The organism is Rhizobium laguerreae (assembly GCF_002008165.1).
GTDB classification, from domain to species: domain Bacteria; phylum Pseudomonadota; class Alphaproteobacteria; order Rhizobiales; family Rhizobiaceae; genus Rhizobium; species Rhizobium laguerreae.
The window spans coordinates 230,214-256,943 of the sequence record NZ_MRDM01000014.1 but is presented as its reverse complement, the minus strand read 5'-3'; the positions used below and the strand labels follow the sequence as shown (position 1 = coordinate 256,943).

Annotated in this window: 20 protein-coding genes and 1 riboswitch; of the genes, 11 read left to right on the top strand and 9 right to left on the bottom strand. The window is 61.3% G+C overall.

What is annotated here, in order from left to right; all coding sequences use genetic code 11:
- The first annotated feature begins 2 nt into the window (after nt 1–2).
- On the top strand, nt 3–1,376 hold the full coding sequence (locus BS630_RS16975) for a class II 3-deoxy-7-phosphoheptulonate synthase (protein ID WP_029875504.1): 1,374 nt from the start codon (nt 3–5) through the stop codon (nt 1,374–1,376).
- A gap of 73 nt (nt 1,377–1,449) precedes the next feature.
- Here the strand turns inward: BS630_RS16975 and BS630_RS16970 are convergent, their stop codons facing one another.
- Both BS630_RS16970 and BS630_RS37050 read right to left on the bottom strand, forming a co-directional pair.
- Nucleotides 1,450–3,288: an ABC transporter ATP-binding protein gene (locus BS630_RS16970; protein WP_077978326.1), complete on the bottom strand. Its 1,839-nt coding sequence runs from the start codon at nt 3,286–3,288 to the stop codon at nt 1,450–1,452.
- On the bottom strand, nt 3,242–3,550 hold the full coding sequence (locus BS630_RS37050; RefSeq protein WP_158081415.1) for a hypothetical protein: 309 nt from the start codon (nt 3,548–3,550) through the stop codon (nt 3,242–3,244). The genes BS630_RS16970 and BS630_RS37050 overlap by 47 nt, the downstream gene beginning before the upstream one ends.
- Nucleotides 3,551–3,577: 27 nt before the next feature.
- On the opposite strand from BS630_RS37050, the gene BS630_RS16960 reads away from it, so the two are divergent.
- Complete coding sequence (locus BS630_RS16960) at nt 3,578–3,976, top strand: GFA family protein (protein WP_077979204.1); 399 nt, start codon at nt 3,578–3,580, stop codon at nt 3,974–3,976.
- On the opposite strand, the gene BS630_RS16955 is transcribed toward BS630_RS16960, so the two are convergent.
- Nucleotides 3,973–4,503: a DUF1003 domain-containing protein gene (locus tag BS630_RS16955; protein ID WP_077978325.1), complete on the bottom strand. Its 531-nt coding sequence runs from the start codon at nt 4,501–4,503 to the stop codon at nt 3,973–3,975. The two genes, BS630_RS16960 and BS630_RS16955, sit on opposite strands and share 4 nt — an antisense overlap.
- 189 nt (nt 4,504–4,692) lie before the next feature.
- Here BS630_RS16955 and BS630_RS16950 point away from each other — a divergent pair, with 189 nt between their 5' ends.
- From BS630_RS16950 to BS630_RS16935, 3 genes are all read left to right on the top strand, one after another.
- Complete coding sequence (locus tag BS630_RS16950) at nt 4,693–6,372, top strand: NAD+ synthase (RefSeq protein ID WP_077978324.1); 1,680 nt, start codon at nt 4,693–4,695, stop codon at nt 6,370–6,372.
- 25 nt (nt 6,373–6,397) lie between these two features.
- Nucleotides 6,398–7,228 (top strand): TolB family protein, encoded by an 831-nt coding sequence (locus BS630_RS16945; RefSeq protein WP_077978323.1) that lies wholly within the window; start codon nt 6,398–6,400, stop codon nt 7,226–7,228.
- 886 nt (nt 7,229–8,114) lie between these two features.
- Entirely contained in the window at nt 8,115–8,678 is a 564-nt protein-coding gene (locus BS630_RS16935; RefSeq protein ID WP_077978322.1) for a hypothetical protein, read from the top strand.
- A gap of 571 nt (nt 8,679–9,249) precedes the next feature.
- On the opposite strand, the gene BS630_RS16930 is transcribed toward BS630_RS16935, so the two are convergent.
- The 3 genes from BS630_RS16930 to BS630_RS16920 form a co-directional block, all read right to left on the bottom strand.
- Complete coding sequence (locus tag BS630_RS16930) at nt 9,250–10,317, bottom strand: 3-deoxy-7-phosphoheptulonate synthase (RefSeq protein ID WP_077978321.1); 1,068 nt, start codon at nt 10,315–10,317, stop codon at nt 9,250–9,252.
- A gap of 382 nt (nt 10,318–10,699) precedes the next feature.
- The gene (locus BS630_RS16925) at nt 10,700–11,281 is read right to left on the bottom strand and encodes a hypothetical protein (RefSeq protein WP_077978320.1); all 582 of its coding nucleotides are present in this window, start codon (nt 11,279–11,281) and stop codon (nt 10,700–10,702) included.
- A 60-nt stretch (nt 11,282–11,341) separates the two neighbouring features.
- A complete protein-coding gene (locus tag BS630_RS16920; RefSeq protein WP_077978319.1) occupies nt 11,342–13,216 on the bottom strand; it encodes a methyl-accepting chemotaxis protein in 1,875 nt (624 codons plus the stop codon).
- Between the two features lie 366 nt (nt 13,217–13,582).
- A riboswitch (cobalamin riboswitch) is annotated at nt 13,583–13,770 on the top strand.
- Between the two features lie 42 nt (nt 13,771–13,812).
- Here BS630_RS16920 and bluB point away from each other — a divergent pair.
- Nucleotides 13,813–14,499: a 5,6-dimethylbenzimidazole synthase gene (bluB, locus tag BS630_RS16915; RefSeq protein WP_077978318.1), complete on the top strand. Its 687-nt coding sequence runs from the start codon at nt 13,813–13,815 to the stop codon at nt 14,497–14,499.
- A gap of 186 nt (nt 14,500–14,685) precedes the next feature.
- Entirely contained in the window at nt 14,686–15,432 is a 747-nt protein-coding gene (locus tag BS630_RS16910) for an SDR family NAD(P)-dependent oxidoreductase (RefSeq protein ID WP_077978317.1), read from the top strand.
- A 117-nt stretch (nt 15,433–15,549) separates the two neighbouring features.
- On the opposite strand, the gene BS630_RS16905 is transcribed toward BS630_RS16910, so the two are convergent.
- Nucleotides 15,550–16,647: a DUF2865 domain-containing protein gene (locus BS630_RS16905; protein ID WP_077978316.1), complete on the bottom strand. Its 1,098-nt coding sequence runs from the start codon at nt 16,645–16,647 to the stop codon at nt 15,550–15,552.
- A 248-nt stretch (nt 16,648–16,895) separates the two neighbouring features.
- Between BS630_RS16905 and BS630_RS16900 the strand changes: the two genes are divergently transcribed.
- Complete coding sequence (locus BS630_RS16900) at nt 16,896–17,429, top strand: ribonuclease H family protein (RefSeq protein WP_077978315.1); 534 nt, start codon at nt 16,896–16,898, stop codon at nt 17,427–17,429.
- Nucleotides 17,430–17,493: 64 nt separating this feature from the next.
- Here the strand turns inward: BS630_RS16900 and BS630_RS16895 are convergent, their stop codons facing one another.
- Nucleotides 17,494–19,806 (bottom strand): NADP-dependent malic enzyme, encoded by a 2,313-nt coding sequence (locus BS630_RS16895; protein ID WP_077978314.1) that lies wholly within the window; start codon nt 19,804–19,806, stop codon nt 17,494–17,496.
- 242 nt (nt 19,807–20,048) lie between these two features.
- On the opposite strand from BS630_RS16895, the gene BS630_RS16890 reads away from it, so the two are divergent.
- Nucleotides 20,049–21,488, top strand: coding sequence for an FAD-binding oxidoreductase (locus tag BS630_RS16890; RefSeq protein ID WP_077979203.1), 1,440 nt, complete (start codon nt 20,049–20,051; stop codon nt 21,486–21,488).
- Nucleotides 21,489–21,548: 60 nt separating this feature from the next.
- On the opposite strand, the gene BS630_RS16885 is transcribed toward BS630_RS16890, so the two are convergent.
- The gene (locus tag BS630_RS16885) at nt 21,549–22,109 is read right to left on the bottom strand and encodes a TetR/AcrR family transcriptional regulator (RefSeq protein ID WP_077978313.1); all 561 of its coding nucleotides are present in this window, start codon (nt 22,107–22,109) and stop codon (nt 21,549–21,551) included.
- A gap of 232 nt (nt 22,110–22,341) precedes the next feature.
- Between BS630_RS16885 and BS630_RS16880 the strand changes: the two genes are divergently transcribed.
- Both BS630_RS16880 and BS630_RS16875 read left to right on the top strand, forming a co-directional pair.
- On the top strand, nt 22,342–23,520 hold the full coding sequence (locus BS630_RS16880) for an efflux RND transporter periplasmic adaptor subunit (RefSeq protein ID WP_170268548.1): 1,179 nt from the start codon (nt 22,342–22,344) through the stop codon (nt 23,518–23,520).
- 5 nt (nt 23,521–23,525) lie between these two features.
- The gene (locus tag BS630_RS16875) at nt 23,526–26,678 is read left to right on the top strand and encodes an efflux RND transporter permease subunit (protein ID WP_077978312.1); all 3,153 of its coding nucleotides are present in this window, start codon (nt 23,526–23,528) and stop codon (nt 26,676–26,678) included.
- Nucleotides 26,679–26,730: the final 52 nt, after the last annotated feature.

Below are 26,730 nucleotides of genomic sequence, written 5' to 3'. Positions count from 1 at the left end.
AGATGGCAGACAATTGGACCCCGAGCAGCTGGCGGCAAAAACCGATCCTGCAGGTTCCCGAATATCCCGACGCAGCCGCTTTGGCGGCAACGGAAGCCACGCTCGCCAGCTATCCGCCGCTTGTCTTTGCAGGTGAAGCGCGCCGCCTGAAGAAGCATCTCGCCAATGTCGCTGAAGGCAACGGTTTCCTGCTGCAGGGCGGCGACTGCGCCGAGAGCTTCGCCGAACACGGCGCCGACAATATCCGCGACTTCTTCCGCGCCTTCCTGCAGATGGCCGTGGTGCTGACCTTCGGTGCGCAGCTGCCGGTCGTCAAGGTCGGCCGCATCGCCGGCCAGTTCGCCAAGCCGCGTTCGTCGAATGTCGAGAAGCAGGGCGACGTGACGCTGCCGGCCTATCGCGGCGACATCATCAACGGCATCGAGTTCACCGAGGAGTCGCGCATTCCGAACCCGGAACGCCAGGCCATGGCCTATCGCCAGTCGGCTGCGACGCTGAACCTTCTGCGCGCCTTCGCGATGGGCGGTTACGCCAATCTCGAAAACGTACATCAGTGGATGCTCGGCTTCGTCAAGGACAGCCCGCAGGGCGAGCGCTACCGCAAGCTCGCCGACCGCATCAGCGAGACCATGGATTTCATGAAGGCGATCGGCATCACCTCGGAAAACCATCCAAGCCTGCGCGAGACCGATTTCTTCACCAGCCATGAGGCGCTGCTGCTCGGCTACGAGGAGGCGCTGACCCGCGTCGATTCTACCTCGGGCGACTGGTATGCCACGTCAGGCCACATGATCTGGATCGGCGACCGCACGCGCCAGGCCGACCATGCGCATGTCGAATATTGCCGCGGCATCAAGAACCCGATCGGCCTGAAGTGTGGCCCGTCGCTGCAGGCCGACGACCTGCTGCAGCTGATCGACATCCTGAATCCTGCCAACGAGGCCGGTCGCCTGACGCTGATCTGCCGCTTCGGCCATGAGAAGGTCGCCGACAGCCTGCCGAAGCTCATTCGCGCTGTCGAGCGCGAGGGCCGCAAGGTCGTCTGGTCCTGCGATCCGATGCACGGCAACACGATCACGCTCAACAACTACAAGACCCGTCCCTTCGAGCGGATCCTGTCGGAAGTCGAAAGCTTCTTCCAGATCCACCGCGCCGAAGGCTCGCATCCCGGCGGCATTCATATCGAGATGACCGGCAAGGACGTGACCGAGTGCACCGGCGGCGCCCGCGCGGTCTCCGCAGAAGACTTGCAGGACCGCTATCACACCCATTGCGATCCGCGCCTCAACGCCGACCAGGCGCTCGAGCTCGCCTTCCTGCTTGCCGAGCGCATGAAGGGCGGCCGCGACGAAAAGCGCATGGTCGCCAACGGCTGAGATCAGCCTGAAATAGTGATGAAAAGCCCGGCGATGTCGGGCTTTTCTGTTACAGTGGAGGCGTACCAGACGCTCAGATGCTGGCCTGGACGCTGTGCAGATTGGCGTAGACGCCGTCTTGCGCCATGAGTTCGTCATGAGTGCCCTGTTCGACGATGCCATCAGCCGTCAGGACCAGGATGCGGTCGGCATGGCGGACGGTCGACAGACGGTGGGCGATGACCAGGGTGGTTCGGCCGTTTGCCAGGCTGAGCAGCGCCTGCTGCACCGCCCGTTCGCTCTCGTTGTCGAGCGCGCTGGTCGCCTCATCGAAGATCAGGATCTCCGGATTCTTGAGGAAGGCGCGGGCGATGGTGATGCGCTGGCGTTGGCCGCCCGAAAGCTTGACGCCGCGTTGGCCGATATCGGTGTCATAGCTCTGAGGCAGGGCGATGATGAAGTCGTGCGCATTGGCGGCGCGCGCGGCCGCTTCCAGCTCGGCATCGCTGGCGTTGGGTCGGCCGTAGCGCAGGTTTTCCGCCACCGTACCGGCAAACAAGTAGACATCCTGCTGCACCACCCCAACATGGCGCCGGAGCGAGGCCAGCGTCACATCGCGGATGTCGATGCCATCGATCCGGATCGCCCCGGCCTCGACATCGTAGAAACGCGGTATCAGCGCGCAAAGGGTGCTCTTGCCGACCCCTGACGGGCCGACCAGGGCGACGAACTCCCCGGGAGCGATGGTGAGCGACAGCTGCTCGAGCACCCGCGGACCGTCAGCCTCGTAGCCGAAGGCGACGTTGGAAAAACTGATCTCGCCCCTTGGTGCCGGCATCGGCCGCGCGGCCGGCCGATCGGTGATATCGGGGGCGATCTCCAGGATCTCCATGGCCCTGACGAAGCCGGTATAACCCTCCTGCCAGAGGCGCACGAAATTCGCCAGCCGCTGCACCGGATCGACCAGCACGGCGACGCAGAGCAGGAATGTCAGCATATCAGGCACGGTCAGTTCCGCCGCCAGGATGCGCAGGCCGCCGACGATGATCACCAATATGGTAACCAGCTGGGCGAAGGTTTCGGTGCCGACCGAAAACCAGGCTTCGCTGCGGTAGCCCTCGGCGCGGCTTTGCAGGAAGCGTCGGTTCTGCTCGGCGAAGCGTTCCCTCTCCAGCGCCTCGTTGGCAAAGGACTGGACGACGCGGATGCCCGCAAGAGCGTCCTCGACGCGCTCGTTGACGGCGGCGATCTGCCGTTTGCTGGCTTCGAGCGCGCGGTTCATGCGCCGGTTGAAATAGAGCGCATAGGCGACCGCCGCCGGCGTGAGCAGCAGGATGAGAGCCGCCAATGGCGGATCGATGAAGAACAATACCAGCATGGCGCCGCCGTATTTGAGTACGGCGATGGAAAGATCCTCGGGGCCATGATGAAAGAGCTCGCCCAGCCACAGGCTGTCGTTGGTGATGCGGCTCATCAGCTGGCCGGTGCGCTGGCGGTCGTAGAAGCTGAACGAGAGCTTCTGGCAGTGCTCGAAGAGTTCCTGCCGCACCGTCGCTTCGATGCGGGCGCCCATCACGTGGCCGCGATAATCGACAAAGAAGATGGCGACGATCTGGATGGCCAGAACGGCCAGCATGACGCCGCCCATTGCAAGGATTTGTGCGAAGGCCTGCGGCGCATCGGGGAGAGCCAGAAGCCGGCTCGTGACGATGTTGGCGCAGAGCGGCAAGGCGACCGCTGTGCCGGCGACGAGGATGGCGCACAACAGATCCGCCAGCAACAAAGGCAGGTGCGGACGATAGTAGGAGAGGAATTTGCGCATACGCGACCAACGCCGCTCGCGGTCGGCGGCATTGGCATCGTCGCGGAATAATTTCGGGAAGAAGTTATGGTGTCGCGAGCTTTTCCTCGCGCGGGAGAACCGAATGTTCATGAAGCTGAATGTCCTTGTGGAGGATGTTTCCTTTCTGTTCGGACAGGTTCGCTCTCATGTCAGTCTCCTGAGGTTGATTTGAGCCGCCAGTATCGCCGACAAGCGCCGCCGATTCAATGCTGGGATGAGATGAGGTTGGCGGCTGTTGTCGTTGCGCAACAGATACTCCAACCGACCGTCCATGCATAAGGCCGGTGATTTCAAGATTTCTGATGATTTCGTTGAACGGAATGGATTTGACGCCGGCGGCGATCGGCGGCAACGTTCGGTCATAAACGGGAGAGCGATCATGACCGAACGGCATACTGGCGGCTGCCTTTGCGGCGCCGTGCGATTTTCAACGATGGCGAAGCCAGGACCTGTTGTCGGCTGCCATTGCTCGCAGTGCCGCCGGCAGACGGGGTTTTATTACGCCGCGGCCAACGTGGCCCGCGCGGCTCTTTCGGTTGATGGCAGCGAGGCAGTCCACTGGTACCGGTCAAGCGAAGAGGCACAGCGCGGCTTCTGCTCGAATTGCGGCTCCGCGCTGTTCTGGCAGGCGGACGGATCGGCAGAGGTTTCGGTCATGGCCGGCGCCTTCGACACGCCGAGCGGCCTTGCCTTCGGCCATCATATCTACTGCGCCGACAAGGGCGACTTCTATGAGATATCCGATGGCCTGCCGCAATACGCCGTAAATCCGGTTTAGCCTTTGGCGGCAAGTTCGGCGCTGAGGCGGGCCACGTCCTCGCGTAGCGCCGTCAGCTCGGTCAGCACACTCATATCGATCTTCTGGTGCAGGGAGAGCACCTCAAGCTCGGCCTTGAGATTGACCTCATAATCCTTGGCGGCCTCGAAGCGGTCGCGCTCTGCCTGCCGGTTCTGGGACATCATGATGATCGGCGCCTGGATGGCGGCGATCATCGACAGGATCAGATTCAGAAAAATGAAGGGGTATGGGTCGAAGGGATGCGCCACCAGACCGATAGTGTTCATCAGTGTCCAGACGGCGAGAAAGGCGAGGAAGGCGAGTATGAACGACCAGGAGCCGCCGACGCGAGCGATGCCATCGGCGATACGCTCGCCGAAGGATGACTCGGCGGATAAGGCGGCATTGACGTCGGTCGAGATGACCTTGCGTTGGTGCGCTTTCGCCAGCACGCGCTTTTCGACGTCGCCGAGTTCGTCGGCCGGTTTGTCGAAATGATGGTGCACGAAGTCCGAAAGATTAGACATTGCCTGTTTCCGATGCCAGTTATCTCAGTCGCTTTGCGGGGCCAGTATTCCGTTCCGCCGGTAAATTGCAATGCGTATCGGCGCCGCGCGGCGCCATGCGCAATCGTTCATAAAAATTTCGTCACCGCCAGGCGCCGCTTTTGGCGCCAACATGTTGCGGTCGCGAAAGGTGCAGGCTAAATAAATGACATGACACAGGAAAACGCCCTTTCTGATATTTTCCGCATCGCCATCGGCCAGCTCAACCCGACGGTCGGCGATGTCGCCGGCAATCTCGCCAAGGCGCGCGAGGCGCGCATTGACGCGGGCCGGGAGGGCGCGCATCTGCTCGTCCTGACCGAGCTTTTCATCTCCGGCTATCCGCCCGAAGATCTGGTGCTGAAGCCCGCCTTCATCCGCGCCTGCTGGAAGGCGGTCGAGACTCTCGCGGCCGATACCGCCGATGGCGGGCCGGGCGTCATCATCGGCTTTCCCCGGCAGGACGAGACCGGGCGCTACAATTCGGTCGCCGTGCTCGACGCCGGCAAGGTGATCGCGGTGCGCGACAAGATCGACCTGCCGAATTACGGCGAGTTCGACGAGAAGCGCGTCTTCGACCAGGGCGCTATGCCGGGGCCGGTGAATTTCCGCGGCGTGCGCATCGGCATTCCGATCTGCGAGGATATCTGGGGCGATCTCGGCGTCTGCGAGACGCTGGCCGAAAGCGGGGCCGAAATCCTGCTGTCGCCGAACGGTTCGCCCTATTATCGCGGCAAGGTCGATATCCGCCATCAGGTGGTGCTGAAACAGGTGATTGAAACCGGCCTGCCGCTGATCTATGCCGCCCAGCTCGGCGGCCAGGACGAACTTGTCTTCGACGGGGCGAGCTTCGCCTTCAACGCCGACAAGTCGCTCGCCTTCCAGATGAGCCAGTTCGAGACGGCGCTTGCAGTGACGACGTGGAAACGCGGCGAAGATGGTTGGCATTGCGCCGAAGGGCCGATGGCGCATATCCCTGAAAGCGAGGAGGCCGATTACCGCGCCTGCCTGCTGGGCTTTCGCGACTACGTCAACAAGAACGGCTTCAAGACCGTGGTGCTCGGCCTTTCCGGCGGCATCGATTCTGCGATCTGCGCGGCAATCGCTGTCGATGCGCTCGGCGAGGAGCGGGTGCGCACCGTCATGCTGCCCTATCGATACACGTCCGAGGATTCGCTGAAGGATGCGGCCGATTGCGCCAAGGCGCTCGGCTGCCGCTACGACATCGTGCCGATCGAGCAGCCGGTGACGGGTTTCAGCAGCGCCCTCGCCAGCCTTTTCGAAGGCACGGACAGCGGCATCACCGAGGAGAACCTGCAGAGCCGGGCGCGCGGCGTCATCCTGATGGCGATCTCCAACAAGTTTGGCGCGATGGTGGTGACGACGGGCAACAAGTCGGAAATGTCGGTCGGTTACGCCACGCTCTACGGCGACATGAACGGCGGCTTCAATCCGATCAAGGACCTCTACAAGATGCAGGTCTATGCGATTTCCCGCTGGCGTAACGAAAACGTGCCGCCGGATGCGCTAGGCCCCTCCGGCGAGGTAATCCCGCAGAATATCATCGACAAGGCGCCTTCGGCCGAGCTTCGTCCCGATCAGAAGGACCAGGATTCGCTGCCGCCCTATCCCGTGCTCGACGATATCCTTGAATGCCTGGTGGAGAAGGAGATGGCGGTCGAGGAGATCGTCGCGCGCGGCCATGATGTTGCGACCGTCCACCGGGTTGAGCATCTGCTCTATCTCGCCGAATACAAGCGCCGGCAATCGGCGCCGGGCGTGAAGATCACCAAGAAGAATTTCGGCCGCGACCGGCGTTATCCCATCACCAACCGGTTCCGAGACCGCTGACGAAGCCAGAATATCGGGAGGAAACATGCGCAGCTCGGTTGAGATCTACAACGTCAGGACGGGCAGGGCCCGCGAGGTCTGGCAGACGGACAGGCTGGTGGAGGCGCCGAACTTCTCGCCGGATGGTTCCTACCTGCTCTTGAACGGCGACGGTCTCCTCTATCGCCTGCCGCTCGATGGCGGAGAGGTGGTCAAGGTTGATACCGGCTTTGCCGTCAACTGCAACAATGATCACGGCATTTCGCCCGATGGCACCGAGATCGTCATTTCCGACAAGACCGAATTCGGCAAGTCGGCGATCTATATCCTGCCGATCGAAGGCGGCACGCCGCAGCTCGTCACCGAGAACCTGCCATCCTACTGGCATGGCTGGTCGCCGGACGGGCGCCAGCTCGCCTATTGCGGCATCCGCGACGACCTCTTCGATATCTACACCATCTCCGTCGACGGCGGCGCCGAGACGCGGCTGACGCATGGCGAGGGTCGCAACGACGGACCGGACTATTCCGCCGACGGCCAATGGATCTACTTTAATTCCAGCCGCACCGGGCTGATGCAGATCTGGCGCATCCATCCCGATGGCACCGGGCTCGAGCAGGTGACTTCGGACAATCAGGGCAATTGGTTCGCCCATCCGTCGCCCAACAACGACATGGTGCTGCTCCTATCCTACGACCCATCGGTGTTCGACCATCCGCGGGACCTCGACGTGCGGCTGCGGCTGATGGACATGGACGGCGGCAATCTGAAGACGCTGTTCGAGCTTTTCGGCGGGCAGGGCACGATCAACGTGCCCTGTTGGTCTCCTGACGGCGAGGAATTCGCCTATGTCAGGTATTTTCCGGTGAGATCTTGAGACGGGCGCACCGCCATTTTATGATGGGGTGGTGGGTATTTGATGATATCGAGAGACCCCTACTCGAACACTTTGCTTGGAACCGTTTCAGAAACGGGCTGTCTTTTAACGCCAGCGGCGGCCACCAGCCAGAACAGTCCACCAGCAGCAAAGCCGATACAGCTGTCACTGCGAGCGATTTGACGGTCTCTAGCAATCCCCACCATGTCATCATGCCGTTTCGGTAAGTGATGTGGTCACCAGCATAGGCCTCGTCAGCGCCGAAAAATGCAACTAGGCACATCCAGGTGAAGGTCGCAACAAAGGCTCCAACCATCGCGCAATTTGCAAGGGGCGGCCCTACACGCCGCCTGAGGTAGAATAGCAATGGGATCCCCAACACAGCACTTGGCGGATACGCACCAATAACGCGCTCGGTCATATCCGGCGGGCCCACAGTGGGCTGTAAACAGCGTATGCGAAGGACGCGATTTAGGGAACTACGATCAACGCAATCGCTACTCTCCACCAAGGTGGAGATGGAAGAGTTTTTGCAGGCATGCGTCCCCTATCGAAAAAGTTTATTCGGCAGGATTGCACGTCACAGTGTGCGTAATAACGTCGCGCCCGGCCTCATCTTCGAATCGCTGATGCGCACGCTTGAGGGGGTGATTGGGGGCTCCCAAGGTTTGATTGCAGTTGCTGCCTCCAGTTCCGTGTAACTTGCCGAAGCGGACGGGTATTCTATTTCAAGATGAGCTGTGGCATTTATTCATCTTCCAAATTGTGGGGGAAATATTGTGACCTGAATATCAGTGCTATTCTGGCTGGTAACGACTGGTCGCCCACCGCTCCAACCCGCTCTTTTGGCATCCGCGAACATGAGGATGAACCTGGAGGTATAGACTTGCTGGCTGTCTTGAGATGCGCGTGGACGCTGCGTGGTTTCACGGTCGCCGGCTCCTTGGTGGCAACGGGTTTCACGCTCGCCGGATGTTCATATCTTTTTGTCCGTGGCGTCGAGGGAAGCTACCTCGCAACGGGTACTCCGGTGCTCGGAAAGGTGACTGCTAGGAACGAGAGTGAGGAGATGGGGGGGACGATTGAGATCGGCTCGGCCGAAAGGCAGCAATGCAAGGGTCGCTACAGCGTATCGCAGGTGAAGACGAATTTCTGGAAGCTGGAGACCGGCGAGCGAACCTACCGCGGGAAGATCTACTGTCTGGATGGTCGAGCAGGGGCGTTTGAACTCATATCGAAGGATAAGGGGAAAACCGGCTCGATTACCGGCGAAATCAATGGCGAGGCATTTCAACTCGATATGTTCGAATCGAAGAGCCGTGAGTGCATGACGCAAGAATGCAGATGGGGCTTGAAGTGGACTTACGAAAAAGAGCGCGACGACATGCGTACCTATTACAGGGTCTCGACGGAACACGAGCCCGATTCAATGCATCCATGGCTCTATTAAATCTACTCCTATTCCGCGTGCCGGTGATCCGGTCCCGAGCTCCGCCCATGATGGCGGGGCGCTGCTTGGGGATCGGCGGCTTCGCGGATGATTGGACGAGAAATCTGATATTGGCCTTGGTTCCAACCAGCCCACCGGTACCATCATCAGCGCCATAGTAATTGTTATAGCCGACCTGGCTGTCGGCAATTGCGGCGAACTTAGCGCCCATCGCGAGCGGCATTGCGGCCAGCGCCACGAATGCGACGACAGGCCCGAGCACCGGCGTAGTGGTGACGATGGATTGAGCACCGTTGATAGCCGTCTCCACAAGACGAAGGTATTTTCCGACCAAGCCGGCTCCGACGACAAATGACGTGCTCGCGAAAGATGCGCCTGTGTCGGCCCATCTGGTCGCTCCATCATCAGACACCTGCATTTGGCGGCTGTAGCTCGTTGGGATGAATGGGCATGAACTGGCGGTCACAGTCAACGGCAGCGTCGCCATCGGCGTACCCGTGAGATAACCGGGTTGCCCCCACCGCCCTGTAATGGGCGGCGGGTTTCTGCCCGCTGCTTTTAATGCTGACTATCAGGCTGCGACGGCTGCCTTGCGCCGGGCGCGGGCGGACTGCGCCAGGTCTTCCAGCGTCGCCACCGACATATCCCAGTCGATGCAGCCGTCGGTGATGGACTGGCCGTAAACCAGCGGCTTGCCGGAAACGAGGTCCTGGCGGCCGGCAACGAGGTTGCTTTCGATCATCATGCCCTTGATGTCGTTGTTGCCGGCGGCAATCTGCGCTGCCACGGATTTGACAACGAGCGGCTGGTTCATCGGGTTCTTGTCGCTGTTGGCGTGGCTGGCATCGATGAGGATGCGCGGGGCGACGCCGAGCCTGACGGCTTCGCCGGTCACCGCTTCGACATCGGCCGCTTCATAGTTCGGCCGTTTGCCGCCGCGTAGGATGATGTGGCAGTCCTCATTGCCCCTCGTCGAAGCGATCGCCGCCTGTCCGTCCTTGGTCACCGCCGGAAAGTGATGCGGCTGCGAGGCGGCGAGAATCGCATCGAGCGCCACACGCACGCCGCCGTCGGTGCCGTTCTTGAAGCCGATCGGGCAGGAGAGGCCGGAGGCTAGCTGGCGATGGATCTGGCTTTCGGTGGTGCGCGCGCCGATCGCACCCCAGCTGACGAGATCGGCAATATATTGCGGCGTGATCGTGTCGAGGAATTCGACGCCGGCCGGAAGACCCATGGCATTGATATCGAGCAGCAGGCGTCTCGCAATCCTCAGCCCCTCCTCGATACGGTAGCTGCCGTCGAGATGCGGATCGTTTATCAGGCCCTTCCAGCCGACGGTCGTGCGGGGTTTTTCGAAATAGACGCGCATGACGATCTCGAGATCGCCGGCGAAGCGACGCCGCTGCTCTTCCAGCCGCGCGGCGTACTCCCGGGCGGCGACAGGGTCGTGGATGGAGCAGGGGCCGATGACGACGATCAGGCGATCGTCCTCGCCTTGGAGAATCTTGTGGATCGCATCACGATTGCTGGTCACCGTCTCGGTGACAGCAGGATTTCGGTGGATTTCCGCAATGATATCGGCGGGGTTGGTCAGCGGGGTGATCTCGACGATACGTAGATCATCAATGGTATTAGACACGGTATGGCTCCTGTTTGGTCATACCCGCGCGGAACAAAAAAAGCCGCCAGGTAGACTAGCGGCTGTTCGGGTTGTCGTCGCGTCGAATTCAGTTACGCATGGACCCGCATCCGCTGGGAGCAGCGGTACCAATAAAATCGCGAGGCGTAGATTGAGGTGATCGACATGAGGCGTGTGTAGCGCCAAGACTAGGCATTGTCACGTAGAATTTGCTGCCTGAAAAGCTGATGCTCTTGCGGGGCACCATACTCCCCGAGGAAGACAAGTCGCACTCGATCTCGCTCATCTGACGTCTTGCAAGTCTTTGTTTATGCATATCGCCCGAACTGTGTATGCTCCGGGCGATATGCGTTTTCATTGCTTTCGAATGTAGGTCCCGAGCTCAGAGAGCGTCGACGTTCACACCGACGGTGATGGCGCCGATCGGCGTTCCCTTGTCGTCGGATATCGTCACACTTGCCTGCGACTGCAGTGTCTGGGTCGACTCATCCTTTTCGATCTCATCGACGAAGACGGCTTCCTTGCCGGCGCCAAAAGACTTCTGGAACTTGCCCTCGTCGCCCTGCCAATAATCCGATGTTGTGTCGCTTTGACCGACATTCAGCCCCTTTGCATCCATGACGAAGATTTCCGTGATCTTGCCGCCGGAAGCTTCCTTCTTTCCCTGAAGGAATTTCGACAGTGCATTGTTGAGCACGCCGTCGATCATCGAGTGGTCGGAGCCATCGACTTCGGCACGCCACTTCTTGTCGAGGGCGTCAACATCACCCGCGCTGAGATTGGCGTTGGCAGCGTTCTGCGCCTTGACAGCCTCGATGATGGCAGGGTCGTTGAGCCAGGGCTTGACGTCGCTCGTCACGTAGTCGGAGATCGGGGCAAGCTTGGCATCCTGCGCCATGGATACGCCCACGGGCACGGCAAATGCAGCGCAGGCCAAAAGAAATGCGGGCACGATTTTCTTCATAAGTGTTTCCTTCCTGATTATAGGTTGCTGAGAACTACGGCTTATCGGATGCAGACGACGTCAGAACTCCTCCCAGGCACCGGGAGCAGCGGCAACGGCGGCATTGCCTACATGTCGCTGCGTGAAGACTCGGGGCTCGGGACGCGGTTGGCGGGCAGCTTGAACGGGTTTGGGCTGGCTGGCGGTAGATGCGCCGACGACGAACCTGCCGGCCGAGTCCTGCAGAAGGCGTCCCTGCTGAAGCAGTTCCTGGCAGGCCGCGTTGGTTTCCTCGACCATTGCCGCGTTCTGCTGCGTCGCCTGATCCATCTGGTTGATCGCACCGTTGATTTCCTGCAGGCCCGTCGCCTGTTCGCGATAGGACTGGACGATGGAAGCGATACTGTCGCTGATGCGGTTGATCTGCTCCTCGATCTTCAGCAAGGCGTCGCCGGTTTCGTTCACCAGCCCGACGCCCGCGGCAACTTCCTGGCCGGATACGTTGATAAGGTTCTTGATTTCCTTTGCCGCATTTGCCGACCGCTGGGCGAGTTCACGCACTTCCTGCGCGACAACCGCAAAACCCTTGCCGGCCTCGCCGGCACGCGCGGCTTCGACGCCGGCATTCAGCGCCAGCAGGTTCGTCTGAAACGCGATTTCATCGATGACGCCGATGATGCGGCCGATCTGGCTAGACGAGGTCTGAATACGGTCCATCGCGCCGATTGCATCGCGCACCACCGTCGCTGAGACATGGGCGCTCCGCTTTGTCTCCTCGACCAGCTTCCCGGCATTTTCGGCGCGCTGCGACGAAGTTCTGACCGTGGTGGTCACCTCATCCAGTGCGGCAGCGGTCTGTTCCAATGATGCCGCCTGTTGCTCGGTCCGCTTGGCGAGTTGATCTGCGGAGGAGGCCAGCTCGCTGGAGCCGCCTTCAACCGCTACGGAGGCGGCCTTGATCTCCGTCAGCGCGGCCGCGACCGCTTCGACCATGTTGTTGAAATCTTGCCGCAATTTATCGAATTCCGGACCAAGATCGGCCAGATGTATCGAGAAGTCGCCTGCAGCGAGCTTTTCCAATGCTTTTGCGAGAGCGGTCATGACCAGCCGCTGGGTGTTGCTGGCTTCTTCCGTAAACAATGCGTTGCGCGCCCGTTCGGCGTCGAGCGAGGCGCTCTGCTCGGCAGCGGCTTGCTCTCTTTCGACCTTCGCAATCGCCTCGTGGCGGAAAACTTCCAATGCCCGTGCCAGAAAGCCGATCTCGTCGCCGTTTTCCTTGTAGGTCACGGGTGAAGCCAGATCGCCTTTCTGCAATGCGCTGATGCGTTCGCTGATGATCCGGATGGGCCGGCCAACAAGGCTGCGCATGGCGAGAAGGAAGGCGATGACGGCCAAGGCGGTGATCACGGACTGCGTGAGCAGCGATATGAGAACCTTCTGCCTGACTTCAGCAGCGATTTTTTCGACGGACCAGTTTGTAACGATATAGCCGGTGGCCTTGCCTGATTTATCCAGCGGGAGCGGCGCGATGATCGTGACCACACCGGCGGATATTCCGCTGTCGTCGATCGTCGTTTTCTCCGGCTTGGCACTGAGGCTCTTCGCCAGATCGGCCGGTGCGGGCAAACCGTTGATGCCATCGCGTGTCCAGGCGTCTACGGCGGCAGGCTCCGTGTTGAATGCGGCAAACTGCACGAGATCGAGCGAAGGGTCGTCGCGGTAGAGCGAATAGGCTTCACGGACGGCATTCGCCTTGCCCCATTTGACGCCGCCGGCGGCCAGAGAGGCAAACTGCTCCACATCCTTGGACCAGTTGGCCTTGGCGCCATCGATCAATGCCCGGGTTTCGTACATCCAGGTATAGGTGGCGAAAGCGGAAATGCCGCAGAGGTTGACGGCAACGATAATCGCCGCCAGCTTGGCGGTCAGAGGCATCGTTTTCAAAAAATGGAACATTCCGCGGCAGCCTAGAATTGCGGCTCAGTCGGAGATGTTCCCGACCGGCGTCTCAATACGGGCATCCACGCTGACGGTCACATCACGAGCCCTCATGCCCATGTCCGGATAGCAACCCAAAACGCGCAAACGCAGTGTGTGTTTGATATGTGAATAAATCATAAAGTAGAATGGGATGCCGGAGCACACACGTGTTATTTCGCTATTGCGCCCGCTGTAGATCTGCCTCGCCCCGCTGGGGAGAAGAGGTATGTCGCGCGTCCGTGTTCCCTACGCCCCGGCCGAAGAAAAGAGACAGATGGCACCGCTTGGCGCGCGGCTAGAATCAACCATCTGGTTCGCGGCTTGCCGCCGCGCCGGTTTGCTGAAATAGATGCGCCGTCAGGTGCCCGCCGTCCAGGCGGGAGAATCGGAAATCCGGTGCAAAACCGGAACGTGCCCAACGCTGTAAGGCCGATGTTTGCCGCTTCATCATGCCACTGGCTACTTGCCGGGAAGGCTGCGGCAGACGGATGACGCCCAGTCAGAAGACCGGCCTGGCAAGATAGACCGATCCGCGCGGACGGCGGGGCGGTTGCGTTGTTGGGGATTTGACGATGCGACCCTTTGATGAGGATGCCCTTTCGGCGGCGTCCGGTTTTTCCTTGGCCGAACGTGAGGCCGTCTATCACGCGATCATGACGCGGCGCGACGTTCGCAGCCAGTTTCGACCCGATCCTTTGCCTGACGATGTTGTGCAGCGGCTGCTGACGGCCGCTCACCACGCACCCTCCGTCGGCTTCATGCAGCCGTGGAATTTCATTCTGGTGAAAAGTGCCGCTGTGCGGGCGCGCGTCCGGGATGCCTTCGCCAGCGCCAACGACGAGGCGGCGCTGATGTTTGCCGGCGAGCGGCAGCAGGCCTACCGCGCCCTCAAGCTCGAAGGCATCGTGGAGGCGCCGCTCGGCATATGCGTGACCTGCGATCCCACGCGCAGCGGCAGCGTGGTGCTGGGGCGCACCCACAATGCGAAGATGGATTCATATTCGACCGTCTGCGCCATCCAGAATCTCTGGCTTGCGGCGCGGGCGGAAGGGGTCGGCATCGGTTGGGTCAGCATTTTTCGCGAAGGTGATCTGAAGAGCATTCTCGGCATACCCGAGCATATCGAGGTGGTCGCCTGGCTCTGTGCCGGTTTCGTCGATCGGCTCTATGACGAGCCGGAACTCTCCGTCAAGGGCTGGCGGCAGCGGCTGCCGCTGGAGGATCTGGTCTTCCATGATGGATGGGGACTGAACACCTAGGGCACGTTGGCTGAGCATGGCCTCGATTGCACCGTCACACCATTGACAGTCAAGGTGAGCAAACCGACGCCGGGCGAGGGCGAGGTATCTTTATTCCGGGCATTTATATCGATACGCTGAAGGCGAATCCCGGAAATTCCAAGAGATATTCGGCTATCGGCGGCTCGATCGGAGGATAACGGCCCAATGAACATGATCGACTTGAAGGAACGCATCATCGTGATCACAGGCGGTGCGCGCGGCATCGGCTACGCTATCGCAGAGCGCGTCATCCAGTCTGGTGGCAAGGTGGCAATCTGGGACCTGAACGAAAACATGGCGAAGGACAGCGCTTCCGCTCTCGGCTCCGGCACCGTCGCTTTTGGCGTCAACGTTGCAGATTCCCAATCAGTCAAAAACGCGGCGGCGACTACCGAGGAGATTTTTGGCCGTATCGACGGCCTCGTCAATTCCGCCGGGATTACCGGTCCGGTTAAGCCCACGATTGAATACGATGTCATCGAGTGGAAAGATGTTGTCGATGTCTGCCTGACGGGAACCTTCAACTGCTGCCGCCACGTTGTTCCGGTCATGCTAAAGCGCGACTACGGGCGGATCGTGAACATCTCCTCGGTGGCGGGCAAGGAAGGAAATCCGAACATCGCTGCCTATAGCGCAGCGAAAGCCGGTGTGCTGGGCTTCACCAAGTCTCTTGGCAAGGAACTCGCAAAGACGGGGATCGCCGTGAACGCGGTAACGCCGACCACAGCAAAGACACCTATATTGGACGGGCTGACACCGGAATTTATCGAATATATGCGCGTCCGCATTCCGCGCGACCGTTTTGTTGAACTTCATGAGATCGCGTCGATGGCCGTCTGGCTGCTCTCCGAAGAGAACTCCTTCACGACCGCATCGACGTTCGACCTGAGCGGTGGTCGTACGACCTACTGACCATGCTCAAGCTGTCCGCATTCACATCCCGCCGCACGTTCACGCGACATTGCCGTCATCTCATGCACCCCGGCATAACGCCGCTATGGCTCGGCCACCGCCGTTCCAGCTGTTCGATCACTGCTGCTGTTGCGGCTGCGGACCTGACGTTGCTGGGTTGGCGAGATCGATCGAGCCCTGATCTCCGGCCAGAAATTGCGGGCCGACCTGACGGACACGGTTTTGCGTCGGATCATAGGGGCGCTCGGGAACGGTTGGTTGCGGCGCGGCGGCTGCGGGATTCTTCGCCGTGGGGTTGGTGCGGATGGTGGTGATCGAGCCCTGCTGCGGCGGTTCGCTCACCGCCTGCTTGCCGCGCATCTCCTCGTAATAGGCGGTGAGATTGCAGGCGCAAGAGGACTTTTCCCCGGGCGTACGGTTCTTGTAGGCAAAGGCGTTTTTCATGGCGCTGTAAGGCGTGCCCGTTGCGACCGAGATCATGTTCGAGGCTTCGGTGCTCGTCACATCACGATAGAACAATTCGGTCTCGATACCCGGGCACATCTTGGCGCAGGTCTGGGCGTCGCGGCCGAAATCAACCGACGTAGCGTTCGAGCTGATCGGGAAGAAGCCGCCGTCGCAGCTGCGCACGCACATGGTGCTGACTGGCGACAGCATGTCGGCCCGCGGCAGGCCGTAACGCGGATCAACCTCTTCACCGCCGCCGAGCGGGATGAAGGTATCGGTGCGCATCGCCTGTTCCTCGACACTCGGGGCGGGGTCGGCGGCGCTGCGCTCGTCGGGGGCATAGAAGTTTTCGCTGTTGCAGCCATTGCGGTCGAGGGCAGCCATCAGCTCGCGGCGGGCCTGGTCGTTGTCGCTGCCCCGGCCGAGCAATTCGCCACGGCGGTCCTGGAGATAGCGAATGTTGTCGATCATCCTGACTTCGGCCTGCGAGAGTTCGGCGCAGTAATCGGCATTCTCGCCGCCGATCACGACCATGCTGCCCGACGTGCAGTCATTGCTGCGCAGCTCATTGCGGACCTTTCGCAACTCGAGGTTCTGCTCGGCCATGGCGCTGGCATATTGGCGCGCTTCCGGGCCGTTGCCATTGCCGATCGATCGCGGCAAGTCGGCGAGGCGGCCGCGCAGGTCCTCACAGACAGCGCTGCTTTGCGCGGAGGCAGGCGCCGAAAAGGCAAGGAGAAGGGCAAGAGACAGGTTTCGGCGTTTCACGGCGTCGTCCCGGAATGAGCAAAGAATTGATCGGTCGATTGCGGCGTTGATCGCCGCCAGTTCTCTTAGGGTATTTCTCTTAATAAGCTGGGATAAATTCCTAGCGTATTTTCGCGATTTTATCCAGCGGACCGCCAGAGACCCAGTGTTCGATTATGAAGAAGCTGCCGATGGTAATTAACGAGGCCAAGTACTCCACTCCAATCTCCTGGTCGCTTGGGGAACGTACTCATATCCGGACGTCGAAAATGACAGGTATTGCCAACGAACTCAGCTCCCCCGCAACGACAGTCGGGCTGCCGGAAACCCAACACGGCTTCCACGTCTTCGTGGACGGTTGTTATGAGCCCGGTTCCAGGCGCGGGGGATGGGCCTTTGTCGTTTATCGTGATGCGGCGGAAATCGCGTCCGGCTTCGGTGGCGCCGAAGATTCCGCCAATAATTCGATGGAATTGACCGCCGTGCTCAGGGCGGCAATCTGGATCAACAGTGAGGCAAGTGGCGAGCCCGCGACCATCTGGTCCGATTCCGTCTACGCCATCAAAGGCTGCAACAGCTGGCGACATATCTGGAAGAACAACGGCTGGAAGAAAAGCAGCCCGAATGGGAATGCCCGAAGGCGAACGATCGCCAATGCGGAACTCTGGAAGGCGGTCGATCTTCAGTTATCCCAGAATGCGCTGATGACCATTGTCTGGTGCAAAGGCCATTCCGGCATTGCCGGCAACGAACGCGCGGATGCGCTCGCGGATAAAGGGCGCCTGTCGATACGGAGTGCCTGAGACGGCATCAGGACATGTGTCGGGACGACTTCAGGGTCTTTACGCTGTGTTGCGGGCAACCAGCTCAAGCCGGTTGCGATGCCTCGACGACGGCGAGTGCCGCCATATTGACGACGCCGCGGGAGGTGACAGAGGGGGCGAGGATATGGGCGGGCAGGGCGGTGCCGAGCAGGATCGGGCCGACATGCAGGCCGTCGGTCATCGACTTCACCACGCCGAGGGTGATGTTGGCGGCGTCGAGGTTCGGGAAGACCAAAAGGTTCGCCTCGTCGTGCAGCGTCGTGTCCGGCATGACGCGCTTGCGCAGTGCTTCGGTGATGGCGCTTTCGCCGTGCATCTCGCCGTCGACCTCAAGGTCGGGCGCGGCTTCGCGCACGAGCTGCAGGGCGTTGCGCATCTTCGTGGCGCTTTCGGACTCACGCGAGCCGAAATTGGAATGCGAGACCAGGGCGGCGCGCGGCGTGAGGCCGAAACGGCGGATTTCCTCGGCCGCCAGCACCGTCGCCTCGGCGACCTCCTCGGCGGTCGGATTGAAGGTGACGTAGGTGTCGGTGAAGAAGGTGGCGCCGCGCTGCGAAATCATCAGGCTGAGTGCGGAGAAATCGCGGACATTCTTGCGCTTGCCGATAATCTGGCGGACGTCGCGAAGATGCTTCTCGTAACGGCCTTCCAGGCCGCAGATCAGCGCATCGGCCTCGCCGCGCCTCAGCGCCAGCGCGCCGATGACTGTCGTGTTTGTGCGCACGATCGTGCGGGCCGCTTCCGGGATGACGCCGCGGCGGCCGACGAGGGAGAAATAGAGATCGACATATTCGCGGAAGCGCGGATCGTCTTCCGGATTGATGACTTCGAAATCCTGCAGCGGGCGGATGCGCAGGCCGTAGCGCTTCAGCCGCGTCTCGATGACTTGCGGGCGGCCGATCAGGATCGGTTCGGCAAGGCCTTCTTCGAGCAGCACCTGGGCGGCGCGAAGCACACGTTCGTCCTCGCCTTCGGAAAAGATGACGCGCTTGCGCTCGGCGGCCTTGGCCGCAGTGAAGATCGGCTTCATGACGAAGCCGGAGCGGAAGACGAAGCGGTTCAGCTGGTCGAGATAGGCGTCGAAATCCTGGATCGGGCGGCGTGCCACGCCGCTCTGTTCGGCGGCTTTGGCGACGGCAGGTGCGATGCGCAGGATCAGGCGCGGATCGAAGGGCGAGGGGATCAGGTAATCGGGGCCGAAGACCGGGGTCTCGCCGGAATAGGCGCGGGCGGCGACGTCGGACGGCTCTTCGCGGGCAAGGGCTGCAATGGCGCGCACGGCCGCCATCTTCATTTCCTCGTTGATCGTCTCGGCGCCGCAATCGAGCGCGCCGCGGAAGATATAGGGAAAGCAGAGGACGTTGTTGACCTGGTTGGCGAAATCCGAGCGACCGGTGCAGATCATTGCGTCGGGGCGGGCAGCCCGGGCGAGATCCGGCATGATCTCCGGCGTTGGATTGGCAAGCGCCATGATCAGCGGCTTGTCGGCCATCTGCGCCAGCAGCTCGGGTTTCAGCACGCCGGCGGCCGAAAGGCCGAGGAAGACGTCGGCGCCGCCGATATTTTCGGCGAGCGTGCGCGTATCGCTCTTCTGGGCGTAGATGGATTTCCATTCGTCCATCAGCTCGACCCGGCCCTCATAGACGAGGCCTTCGAGATCGTGGACCCAGATGTTTTCGCGTTTTGCCCCGAGAATGACAAGCAGGTTGAGGCAGGCAAGAGCGGCAGCACCCGCGCCGGAGGCGACGATCTTAATGTCGGCGATGTTCTTGCCGGCTAGTTCCAGCCCGTTCAGGATCGCGGCGGCGACGATGATTGCCGTGCCGTGCTGATCGTCGTGGAAGACGGGGATCTTCATCTTTTCGCGCAGGCGGCGCTCGACCTCGAAACATTCCGGCGCCTTAATGTCTTCAAGGTTGATGCCGCCGAAGGTCGGCTCCAGCGAGGCGATGGTCGAGACCATCTGGTCGACGGCTGCGGCATCGATCTCGATATCGAAGACGTCGATGCCGGCGAATTTCTTGAAGAGCACCGCCTTGCCCTCCATGACCGGTTTGGAGGCGAGAGGGCCGATATTGCCGAGGCCGAGCACGGCAGTGCCGTTCGAGATGACGGCGACCAGATTGGCGCGCGAGGTATATTCGGCCGCCATTTCGGGATTGTCGCGGATGGCAAGGCAAGGGGCGGCAACACCGGGCGAATAGGCGAGCGCCAGGTCGCGCTGGTTGCCGAGCGGCTTTGTCGCCTGGATCTCCAGCTTACCGGGGCGGGGATAGCGGTGGAAGAAAAGCGCCTGTTCGTCGAGATCGCCGCTCGTCAGGTTCTTCTCCGTCTTCGATTTTTCCGAGTGATCCATCGCCGCCTCCGTGCACGTCTTTTGAGCTCCCTCCATACATCAATCGGATACGCGCGACAGTATGGAAATGAGGGATGGGAGAAGTTTTCGTGAGGTGGGCAGAGGGGTGTATCCACGCTGTGACCATTCGGCCTTCAAGCAGCCGCCGCAGCTAATCCTTTTGGGGAAACTTGTTTGACGACCTCAACAGGAGCAGGATGCCGGCCGCGACGGTGCGGGGCGCCGGTCGCATGGAGGAAATCATGGACAATTTGAACCTCACGACCCTGCAAAAGGGGCAGACGATGGTCAATGACGTGGCCATCGATGCTTTTGCCGCCGGATTTCGCGGCAGTCTCCTGACCAGTAAAGACATGGATTACAACGAGGCGCGGACGATCTGGAATGCGATGATCGACCGCAGCCCCGGGCTCATCGCGCGTTGCGCGGGTGCCGCCGATGTCGTGCGGGCGGTGCGGTTTGCACGCGACAATAATCTGCTCCTTTCGGTGCGCGGCGGTGGGCACGGCATCGCCGGCAATGCCGTCTGCGAGGGCGGCGTCGTCATCGACCTGTCGGCGATGAAATCGGTGCGGGTCGATCCGCAAACGCGGCGTGCCAGGATCGAGCCGGGAGCCACGCTTGCCGATGTCGACCTGGAAACGCTGGCCTTCGGGCTGGTGCTGCCGACCGGCATCAATTCCACCACCGGCATTGCCGGCCTGACGCTCGGCGGCGGCTTCGGCTGGCTGACCCGCAAATTCGGGCTGACGCTGGATAATCTGCTTTCGGTCGACGTGGTGACGGCCGACGGCGAGCTGGTCAAGGCGAGCGAAAAGGAAATGCCGGACCTCTTCTGGGCGCTGCGCGGCGGCGGCGGCAATTTCGGCGTCGTGACCTCGTTTGAGTTCAAGCTCAACCCTCTCAACACAGAGGTGCTCGCTGGGCTCGTCGTGCACCCCTTCGCCGATGCGGAAATGGTGCTCAAGGAGTACCGACAGGCGCTGGAAGCGGCCCCAGACGAACTGACCTGCTGGGTGGTGATGCGGCAAGCGCCTCCGCTGCCGTTCCTACCCGCGGAATGGCACGGCAAGGAAATCGTCGTGCTCGCCATGTGTTATTGCGGAGACATCGCGGCGGGCGAAAAGGCAACGTCTCGATTGCGCGCGATCGGAAATCCGATTGCCGACGTCGTTGGCCCGGTGCCGTTCACCGGCTGGCAACAGGCATTTGACCCGCTGCTCACGCCCGGTGCGCGCAATTACTGGAAGAGCCAGGATTTCGCCTCTCTCTCTGATGCGGCGATCGAGGTTCTGCTCAATGCCGTGCGCAAGCTGCCCGGCCCGGAATGCGAGATCTTCATCGGCCATGTCGGTGGTGCGGCTGGCCGTGTGCCCACCGAGGCCACCGCATTTCCGCAACGCAGCTCGCATTTCGTCATGAATGTGCATGCGCGCTGGCGGGAAATGGGGATGGACGGAAGTTGCATAGACTGGGCGCGGGATCTGTTCGAGGCAACCAAGCCGCATTCGGTCGGCACGGCCTACATCAACTTCATGCCCGAAGACGAAGGCGATCGCGTCGAGACCGCCTATGGCGCCAATTACGGCCGCCTTGCGGAAATCAAGCGGCGCTACGATCCGAACAATCTGTTCCGGATGAACCAGAATGTTAAACCGATGGCGGCAGTGCGAGCTGCCTAGCCCCGACGATCCCGCGCTCGGGTGATATAGCCGAGCGCGGGATGAGGCGCCAATCACTTGTCACCCCTCGGTGAGTTCGATCAATTCGCGCAGCAGAACCGCGTCGTCGGACGCGGCATGGCCGTCAGGCCGCAGAACATGGGCAAGCCATGCACCGTCCGCCGCCAGGCGAACGATCTCGAGTCGCATTCCGCCATCGGTTTCGGCGTGTTGGATGAGCCGGTCATTCATCCATTTATGCCAGAGAGACTTGGAGTAGGGGTCGGCAAGCACGGTCATCGTCTGCGCCGACCACGGGCTGTTGTTGAGGGCGCGGTCGGAAAACAATGTGCGGACATAGGCGCGGGTGAATGTGCCGTGGCCACCCTTATCCTTTTCCAGTTCTCCATCGATCTCACGGTCGAGGTTTTCCATCATGCCGTCGAACACGGCCTCTATAAGAGCCTGCTTATTGGGGAAGTGATGAAACAGACCTCCCTTGGTCACGCCGGCTGCGCTGGCAACCGCCTGTAGGCTGACGGCAGCGAGACCATGTTCCAGCGCCAGCTTGGTGGCGCAATCGAGAAGAGCCTGCCGCACGACGTCCGGCTGTTTCTTTCTGTTGCGGGGGCTATCTACCAATGCATGACCTGTGTTCGAGAAGCTTCGCGCCGAGGCGGCCCGAGAAAGATCAGTATCACTCCCGGGATCGCTGGGCCATGGGAGTTCCGATCATGATAGTGCTATCATACCTACCGGTAGGTATCTTGCAATCCAAAAAAAGATCGACTATCTGTCGGCTGAGGAGGCCCGCCGAACGTCATTTCGGCGGGCTGCGCTTTTTTGGACCCCAGCGGGACCAGCAGGAAGGCTAATGAACATGCTTTTTCGAACGAAATCATTGCGTTATACGCTTGTCCTGGCGCTGATATTCGGTGCCGGCCTGCCGGGTTACGCGCAGGAAGGCGGCGCGATGCCGCCAGCAGCCGTCAGCGTCCTGACGCTCAACGCGCATCCGGTTCCCGTTATCAGCGAGCTGCCGGGCCGCATTGCCGCGACGCGCGTTTCCGAAGTGCGGGCCAGAGTTTCCGGCATCCTGCAGGAACGGATCTTCGAGCAGGGCAGCCTCGTTCAGCAAGGCGATGTGCTCTACCGGATCGATCCGGCGCTGTTCCGGGTCCGCGTGGCAAGTGCGGAGGCAAGCCTCGATCGCGCCAGGGCGACGCAGATGAATGCCCGCCAGCAGTTGGAGCGGCAGAAGTCGTTGCGCGACCGCGATGTTGCGAGCGGTATCGAATATGATGCGGCAGCCGTCGCCCTTGCCCAGGCCGATGCCGATGTTGCGCTGGCTCAGGCCGCACTCGACGAAGCGAAGATCAATCTCGGCTATACCGAAGTCCGCGCACCGATATCAGGTATCATCGGCGGCGCGCTGGTGACGGAAGGCGCGCTGGTGACAGCCGACGCCGGCGATGCGCTGGCGATGATCCAGCAGATCGACCCCGTCTATGCCGACTTCACACAATCCTCCGGAGACCTGCTGGCGCTGAAGCGGGCGGTCGAGAACGGCAGCCTCACATCGACCGAACCAGGCAAGGCCGACATCAAGCTCGTCTTCGACGACGGCACGGTCTATGGTGAAGCCGGTAAGCTGCTCTTCAGCAGCGCCAGCGTCGATGCGACGACGGGCCAGGTCACCCTCCGCGGTGAGTTCCCCAATCCGAAGGGCGACCTGCTGCCGGGGCTTTACATCAGGGTCCGCATCGAACAGGCCGTCCGTGAGAAGGCAATCCTCATCCCGCAGCGCGCCGTCATCCGCACGGCCGACGGCAAGGCGCAGGTCTATGTCGTGCAGGAGGGAGACGTAGCACAGCCGCGTGACGTGGAGCTCGGTCAATCCTTCGGCAATGAATGGGTGGTCGAAAGCGGCCTGTCATCAGGTGAGCGTCTCGTTGTCGACGGCAGCCAGAAACTGCAGCCTGACGCAAAGGTCGCGCCGGAAGAGTGGCGGGATGGTCAGCTTGCGTCCGGTGACGCCAAGAAGCCGGAGTAAGATCGATGGCGCGTTTCTTTATCGATCGCCCGATCCTAGCCTGGGTCTTTGCGATCTTCATCTCCCTCGCCGGCCTGATCGCGCTGCCATTCCTGCCGGTCGCGCAATATCCGAAGGTCGCGCCGCCGCAGCTCAGCATCACCACCAGCTATCCCGGCGCATCTCCGCAGGACATTTATCAGGGCGTTACTCGCCAGATCGAAGAAGAGCTGAACGGCGTCGAGCACCTTTCCTATTTCGAGTCGACCTCCGATACATCGGGCGCGATGACGATCACCGCGACCTTTGCGGCCGGCACCGATATCGACCAGGCCTCGGTCGACGTTCAGAACGCCATCCGCCGCGTCGAACCGCGGCTGCCGCAATCCGTCAAGGATCAGGGCATCACGGTCGAGGAGGCATCGTCCGGCTTCCTGATGTTCATCTCGCTGACCTCGACGGATGGGAAGACCGACGAGGTGGCGCTCGGCGACTATCTCAACCGAAACGTCATCGGCGAGCTGCGCCGTCTCGAGGGTGTCGGCCGCGCCCAGCTGTTTGCCTCGCAGCGGGCGATGCGCATCTGGATCGATCCCGACAAGATGGTCGGCCTGAACCTGACAGCATCCGACATCAGCGCGGCGATCTCGGCGCAGAACGCCCAGGTCGCGGCTGGCCAGATCGGCGCAGCACCCAATCCGATCTCGCAGGACCTGACGGCGACGGTGCTGGTGAAGGGGCAACTGACCGACAGCAAGGAGTTCGGAGACATCGTGCTGCGCGCCAATGCCGACGGATCGAACGTTAGGCTGCGCGACGTTGCGCGCATCGAAGAGGGCAGCGAGAGCTACAGCTTCTCCACCCGCTTGAACGGGCAGCCAAGTGCCGCCATTGCCATCCAGCTGTCGTCGACGGGCAATGCCGTCAACACCTCCAACCTAGTCAAGGCGAAGATGGAGGAGCTGTCACGTTTCTTCCCTGACGGCGTCGAATATTCCGTTCCCTATGATACCAGCCCGTTCGTCTCGGCATCGATCGAGAAGGTGGCGCATACGCTTGCAGAAGCCGTCGCGCTCGTCTTCGTCGTCATGCTCATCTTCCTGCAGAGCTTCCGCTATACGATCATTCCAACGCTCGTCGTGCCCGTCGCGCTGCTCGGGACGCTTGCCGTCATGTTTGCCGCAGGCTTCTCGATCAACGTGCTGACGATGTTCGCGATGGTGCTTGCCATCGGCATTCTCGTCGACGACGCCATCGTGGTGGTGGAAAACGTCGAACGGCTGATGGCGGTGGAAGGGCTGTCACCGAAGGAAGCGACCAAGAAGGCGATGCGGCAGATCACCGGCGCGATCCTCGGGATTACGCTGGTTCTCTCCTGCGTCTTCGTGCCAATGGCGTTCTTCCCAGGCTCGACAGGCATCATTTACCGTCAGTTCAGTCTGACCATGGTCGTATCCATCCTGTTTTCGGCCTTCCTGGCGCTGTCGCTGACCCCGGCGCTTTGCGCCACCTTCCTGAAGCCGATCAAGGGTCATCACGAGAAGAAAGGCATCGCCGGCTGGTTCAACCGCAACTTCGATCGACTGACAGGGGGTTATGCCCGCACCGTCGAGGGACTGGCCAAGCGCTCCTGGCGGGTCATGGCCGTCTATGTCGCGCTGCTCATCGGCCTTGGCTATCTTTTCGTCAACCTGCCGAGCAGCTTCGTGCCGGATGAGGATCAGGGCTTCCTGATCGTCGACGTGCAGGGACCGCCGGAGGCGAGCCGCAACCGCACGGTGGCCTCGCTTGAAAGCATCGAAGCGATCTTCAAGAAGGAACCGGCCGTTGCCAACGTCGTTGCGATCCAGGGCTTCAGCTTCTCGGGGCAGGGGCCGAACGCCGCCCTGGTGTTCGTCACGCTCAAGGACTGGGCCGAACGCGGCGCCGGCAATTCGGTACAGGAGATCTCCAACCGCGCCAACATGCAGCTATTTGGGCTGAAGGACGCCACATCCTTCGCTTTGTCACCGCCGCCGATCGAAGGGTTCGGCACGACCAACGGCTTCACCTTCCGCCTTCAGGATCGCGGGGCGAAAGGCCAGGCGGCACTGACCGAGGCGGCGGGAATGCTGATCGGCAAGGCATCGCAGAACCCCATCATATCAGGCATCCGACCGGAAGGCATGCCGGACTCGGCCCAACTCGTGCTCGTCATCGACCGCGAAAAGGCAAATACCTTCGGCGTCGCCTTCGCCGACATCAACAGCACGATCACCGCCAATCTCGGTTCGAGCTATGTCAACGACTTCCCGAATTCGGGCCGCATGCAGCGCGTCATCGTGCAGGCGCAGGACAAGAGCAGGCTTCAGGCGGAAGACCTGATGAAGCTCAATGTCCGCAATGCGAGCGGCGGCATGGTGCCGCTGTCGTCCTTCGCCGTCGCCGAATGGCAGAAGGGACCGGCGCAGATCGTCGGTTATAACGGCTACCCTTCCGTGCGCATTTCGGGTGCTCCGGCGCCTGGAAATTCATCGGGCGCGGCAATTGCCGAAATGGAGCGGTTGGCCTCGGAACTTCCCGATGGCTTCGGCTTCGAATGGACCGGCCAGTCGCTGGAGGAGTTGAGATCGGGATCGCAGGCGCCGTTCCTGTTCGGCCTCAGCATCCTTTTCGTCTTCCTGCTGCTGTCGGGGCTTTACGAGAGCTGGTCCATCCCGTTGTCGGTGATGCTGGTCGTGCCGCTCGGCGTCATCGGCTGCGTGCTCGCGGTGATGAGCCGCGACATGTCCAACGACATCTACTTCAAGGTCGGCCTGATCGCGATCATCGGACTGTCGGCGAAGAACGCCATCCTGATCGTCGAATTCGCCAAGGACGGCTTTGCCGAGGGCAAATCGCTGATGGATGCCGCGATCGAAGGCGCTCGTCTGCGCTTCCGGCCGATCATCATGACCTCGCTCGCCTTCACTTTGGGCGTGGTGCCTCTGGCGATCGCCACCGGCCCAAGTGCGGCGAGCCAGAATGCCATCGGCACGGGCGTGCTCGGCGGCATGATCTCGGCGACGGTGCTGGCGATCTTCTTCGTTCCCGTCTTCTTCGTCTTTGTGCTGCGTCTCTTAAGGACGAAGCGGCCGGAGACTGTGCATGAGGCGGCCCAGGCCGGGCAGGAGCCGGCAACCGTCACGTCGCCGACCTGAGGTGAAGAGTTGGCGGGTTGCCTTGCGCAACCCGCCGCACCTTTGCGCCGGC

Excerpts from the sequence above, each read along its gene's own strand:
- BS630_RS16960 (WP_077979204.1), top strand. The coding sequence starts at position 3,578 with ATGACCGAACGGCATACTGGCGGCTGCCTTTGCGGCGCCGTGCGATTT.
- BS630_RS16875 (WP_077978312.1), top strand. The coding sequence starts at position 23,526 with ATGGCGCGTTTCTTTATCGATCGCCCGATCCTAGCCTGGGTCTTTGCG.
- BS630_RS16970 (WP_077978326.1), bottom strand. The coding sequence starts at position 3,288 with ATGAACATTCGGTTCTCCCGCGCGAGGAAAAGCTCGCGACACCATAAC.
- BS630_RS16950 (WP_077978324.1), top strand. The coding sequence starts at position 4,693 with ATGACACAGGAAAACGCCCTTTCTGATATTTTCCGCATCGCCATCGGC.
- BS630_RS16895 (WP_077978314.1), bottom strand. The coding sequence starts at position 19,806 with ATGGATCACTCGGAAAAATCGAAGACGGAGAAGAACCTGACGAGCGGC.
- BS630_RS16910 (WP_077978317.1), top strand. The coding sequence starts at position 14,686 with ATGAACATGATCGACTTGAAGGAACGCATCATCGTGATCACAGGCGGT.
- BS630_RS16945 (WP_077978323.1), top strand. The coding sequence starts at position 6,398 with ATGCGCAGCTCGGTTGAGATCTACAACGTCAGGACGGGCAGGGCCCGC.
- bluB (WP_077978318.1), top strand. The coding sequence starts at position 13,813 with ATGCGACCCTTTGATGAGGATGCCCTTTCGGCGGCGTCCGGTTTTTCC.
- BS630_RS16955 (WP_077978325.1), bottom strand. The coding sequence starts at position 4,503 with ATGTCTAATCTTTCGGACTTCGTGCACCATCATTTCGACAAACCGGCC.
- BS630_RS16880 (WP_170268548.1), top strand. The coding sequence starts at position 22,342 with ATGAACATGCTTTTTCGAACGAAATCATTGCGTTATACGCTTGTCCTG.
- BS630_RS16900 (WP_077978315.1), top strand. The coding sequence starts at position 16,896 with ATGACAGGTATTGCCAACGAACTCAGCTCCCCCGCAACGACAGTCGGG.
- BS630_RS16925 (WP_077978320.1), bottom strand. The coding sequence starts at position 11,281 with ATGAAGAAAATCGTGCCCGCATTTCTTTTGGCCTGCGCTGCATTTGCC.
- BS630_RS16920 (WP_077978319.1), bottom strand. The coding sequence starts at position 13,216 with ATGTTCCATTTTTTGAAAACGATGCCTCTGACCGCCAAGCTGGCGGCG.
- BS630_RS16890 (WP_077979203.1), top strand. The coding sequence starts at position 20,049 with ATGGACAATTTGAACCTCACGACCCTGCAAAAGGGGCAGACGATGGTC.
- BS630_RS16975 (WP_029875504.1), top strand. The coding sequence starts at position 3 with ATGGCAGACAATTGGACCCCGAGCAGCTGGCGGCAAAAACCGATCCTG.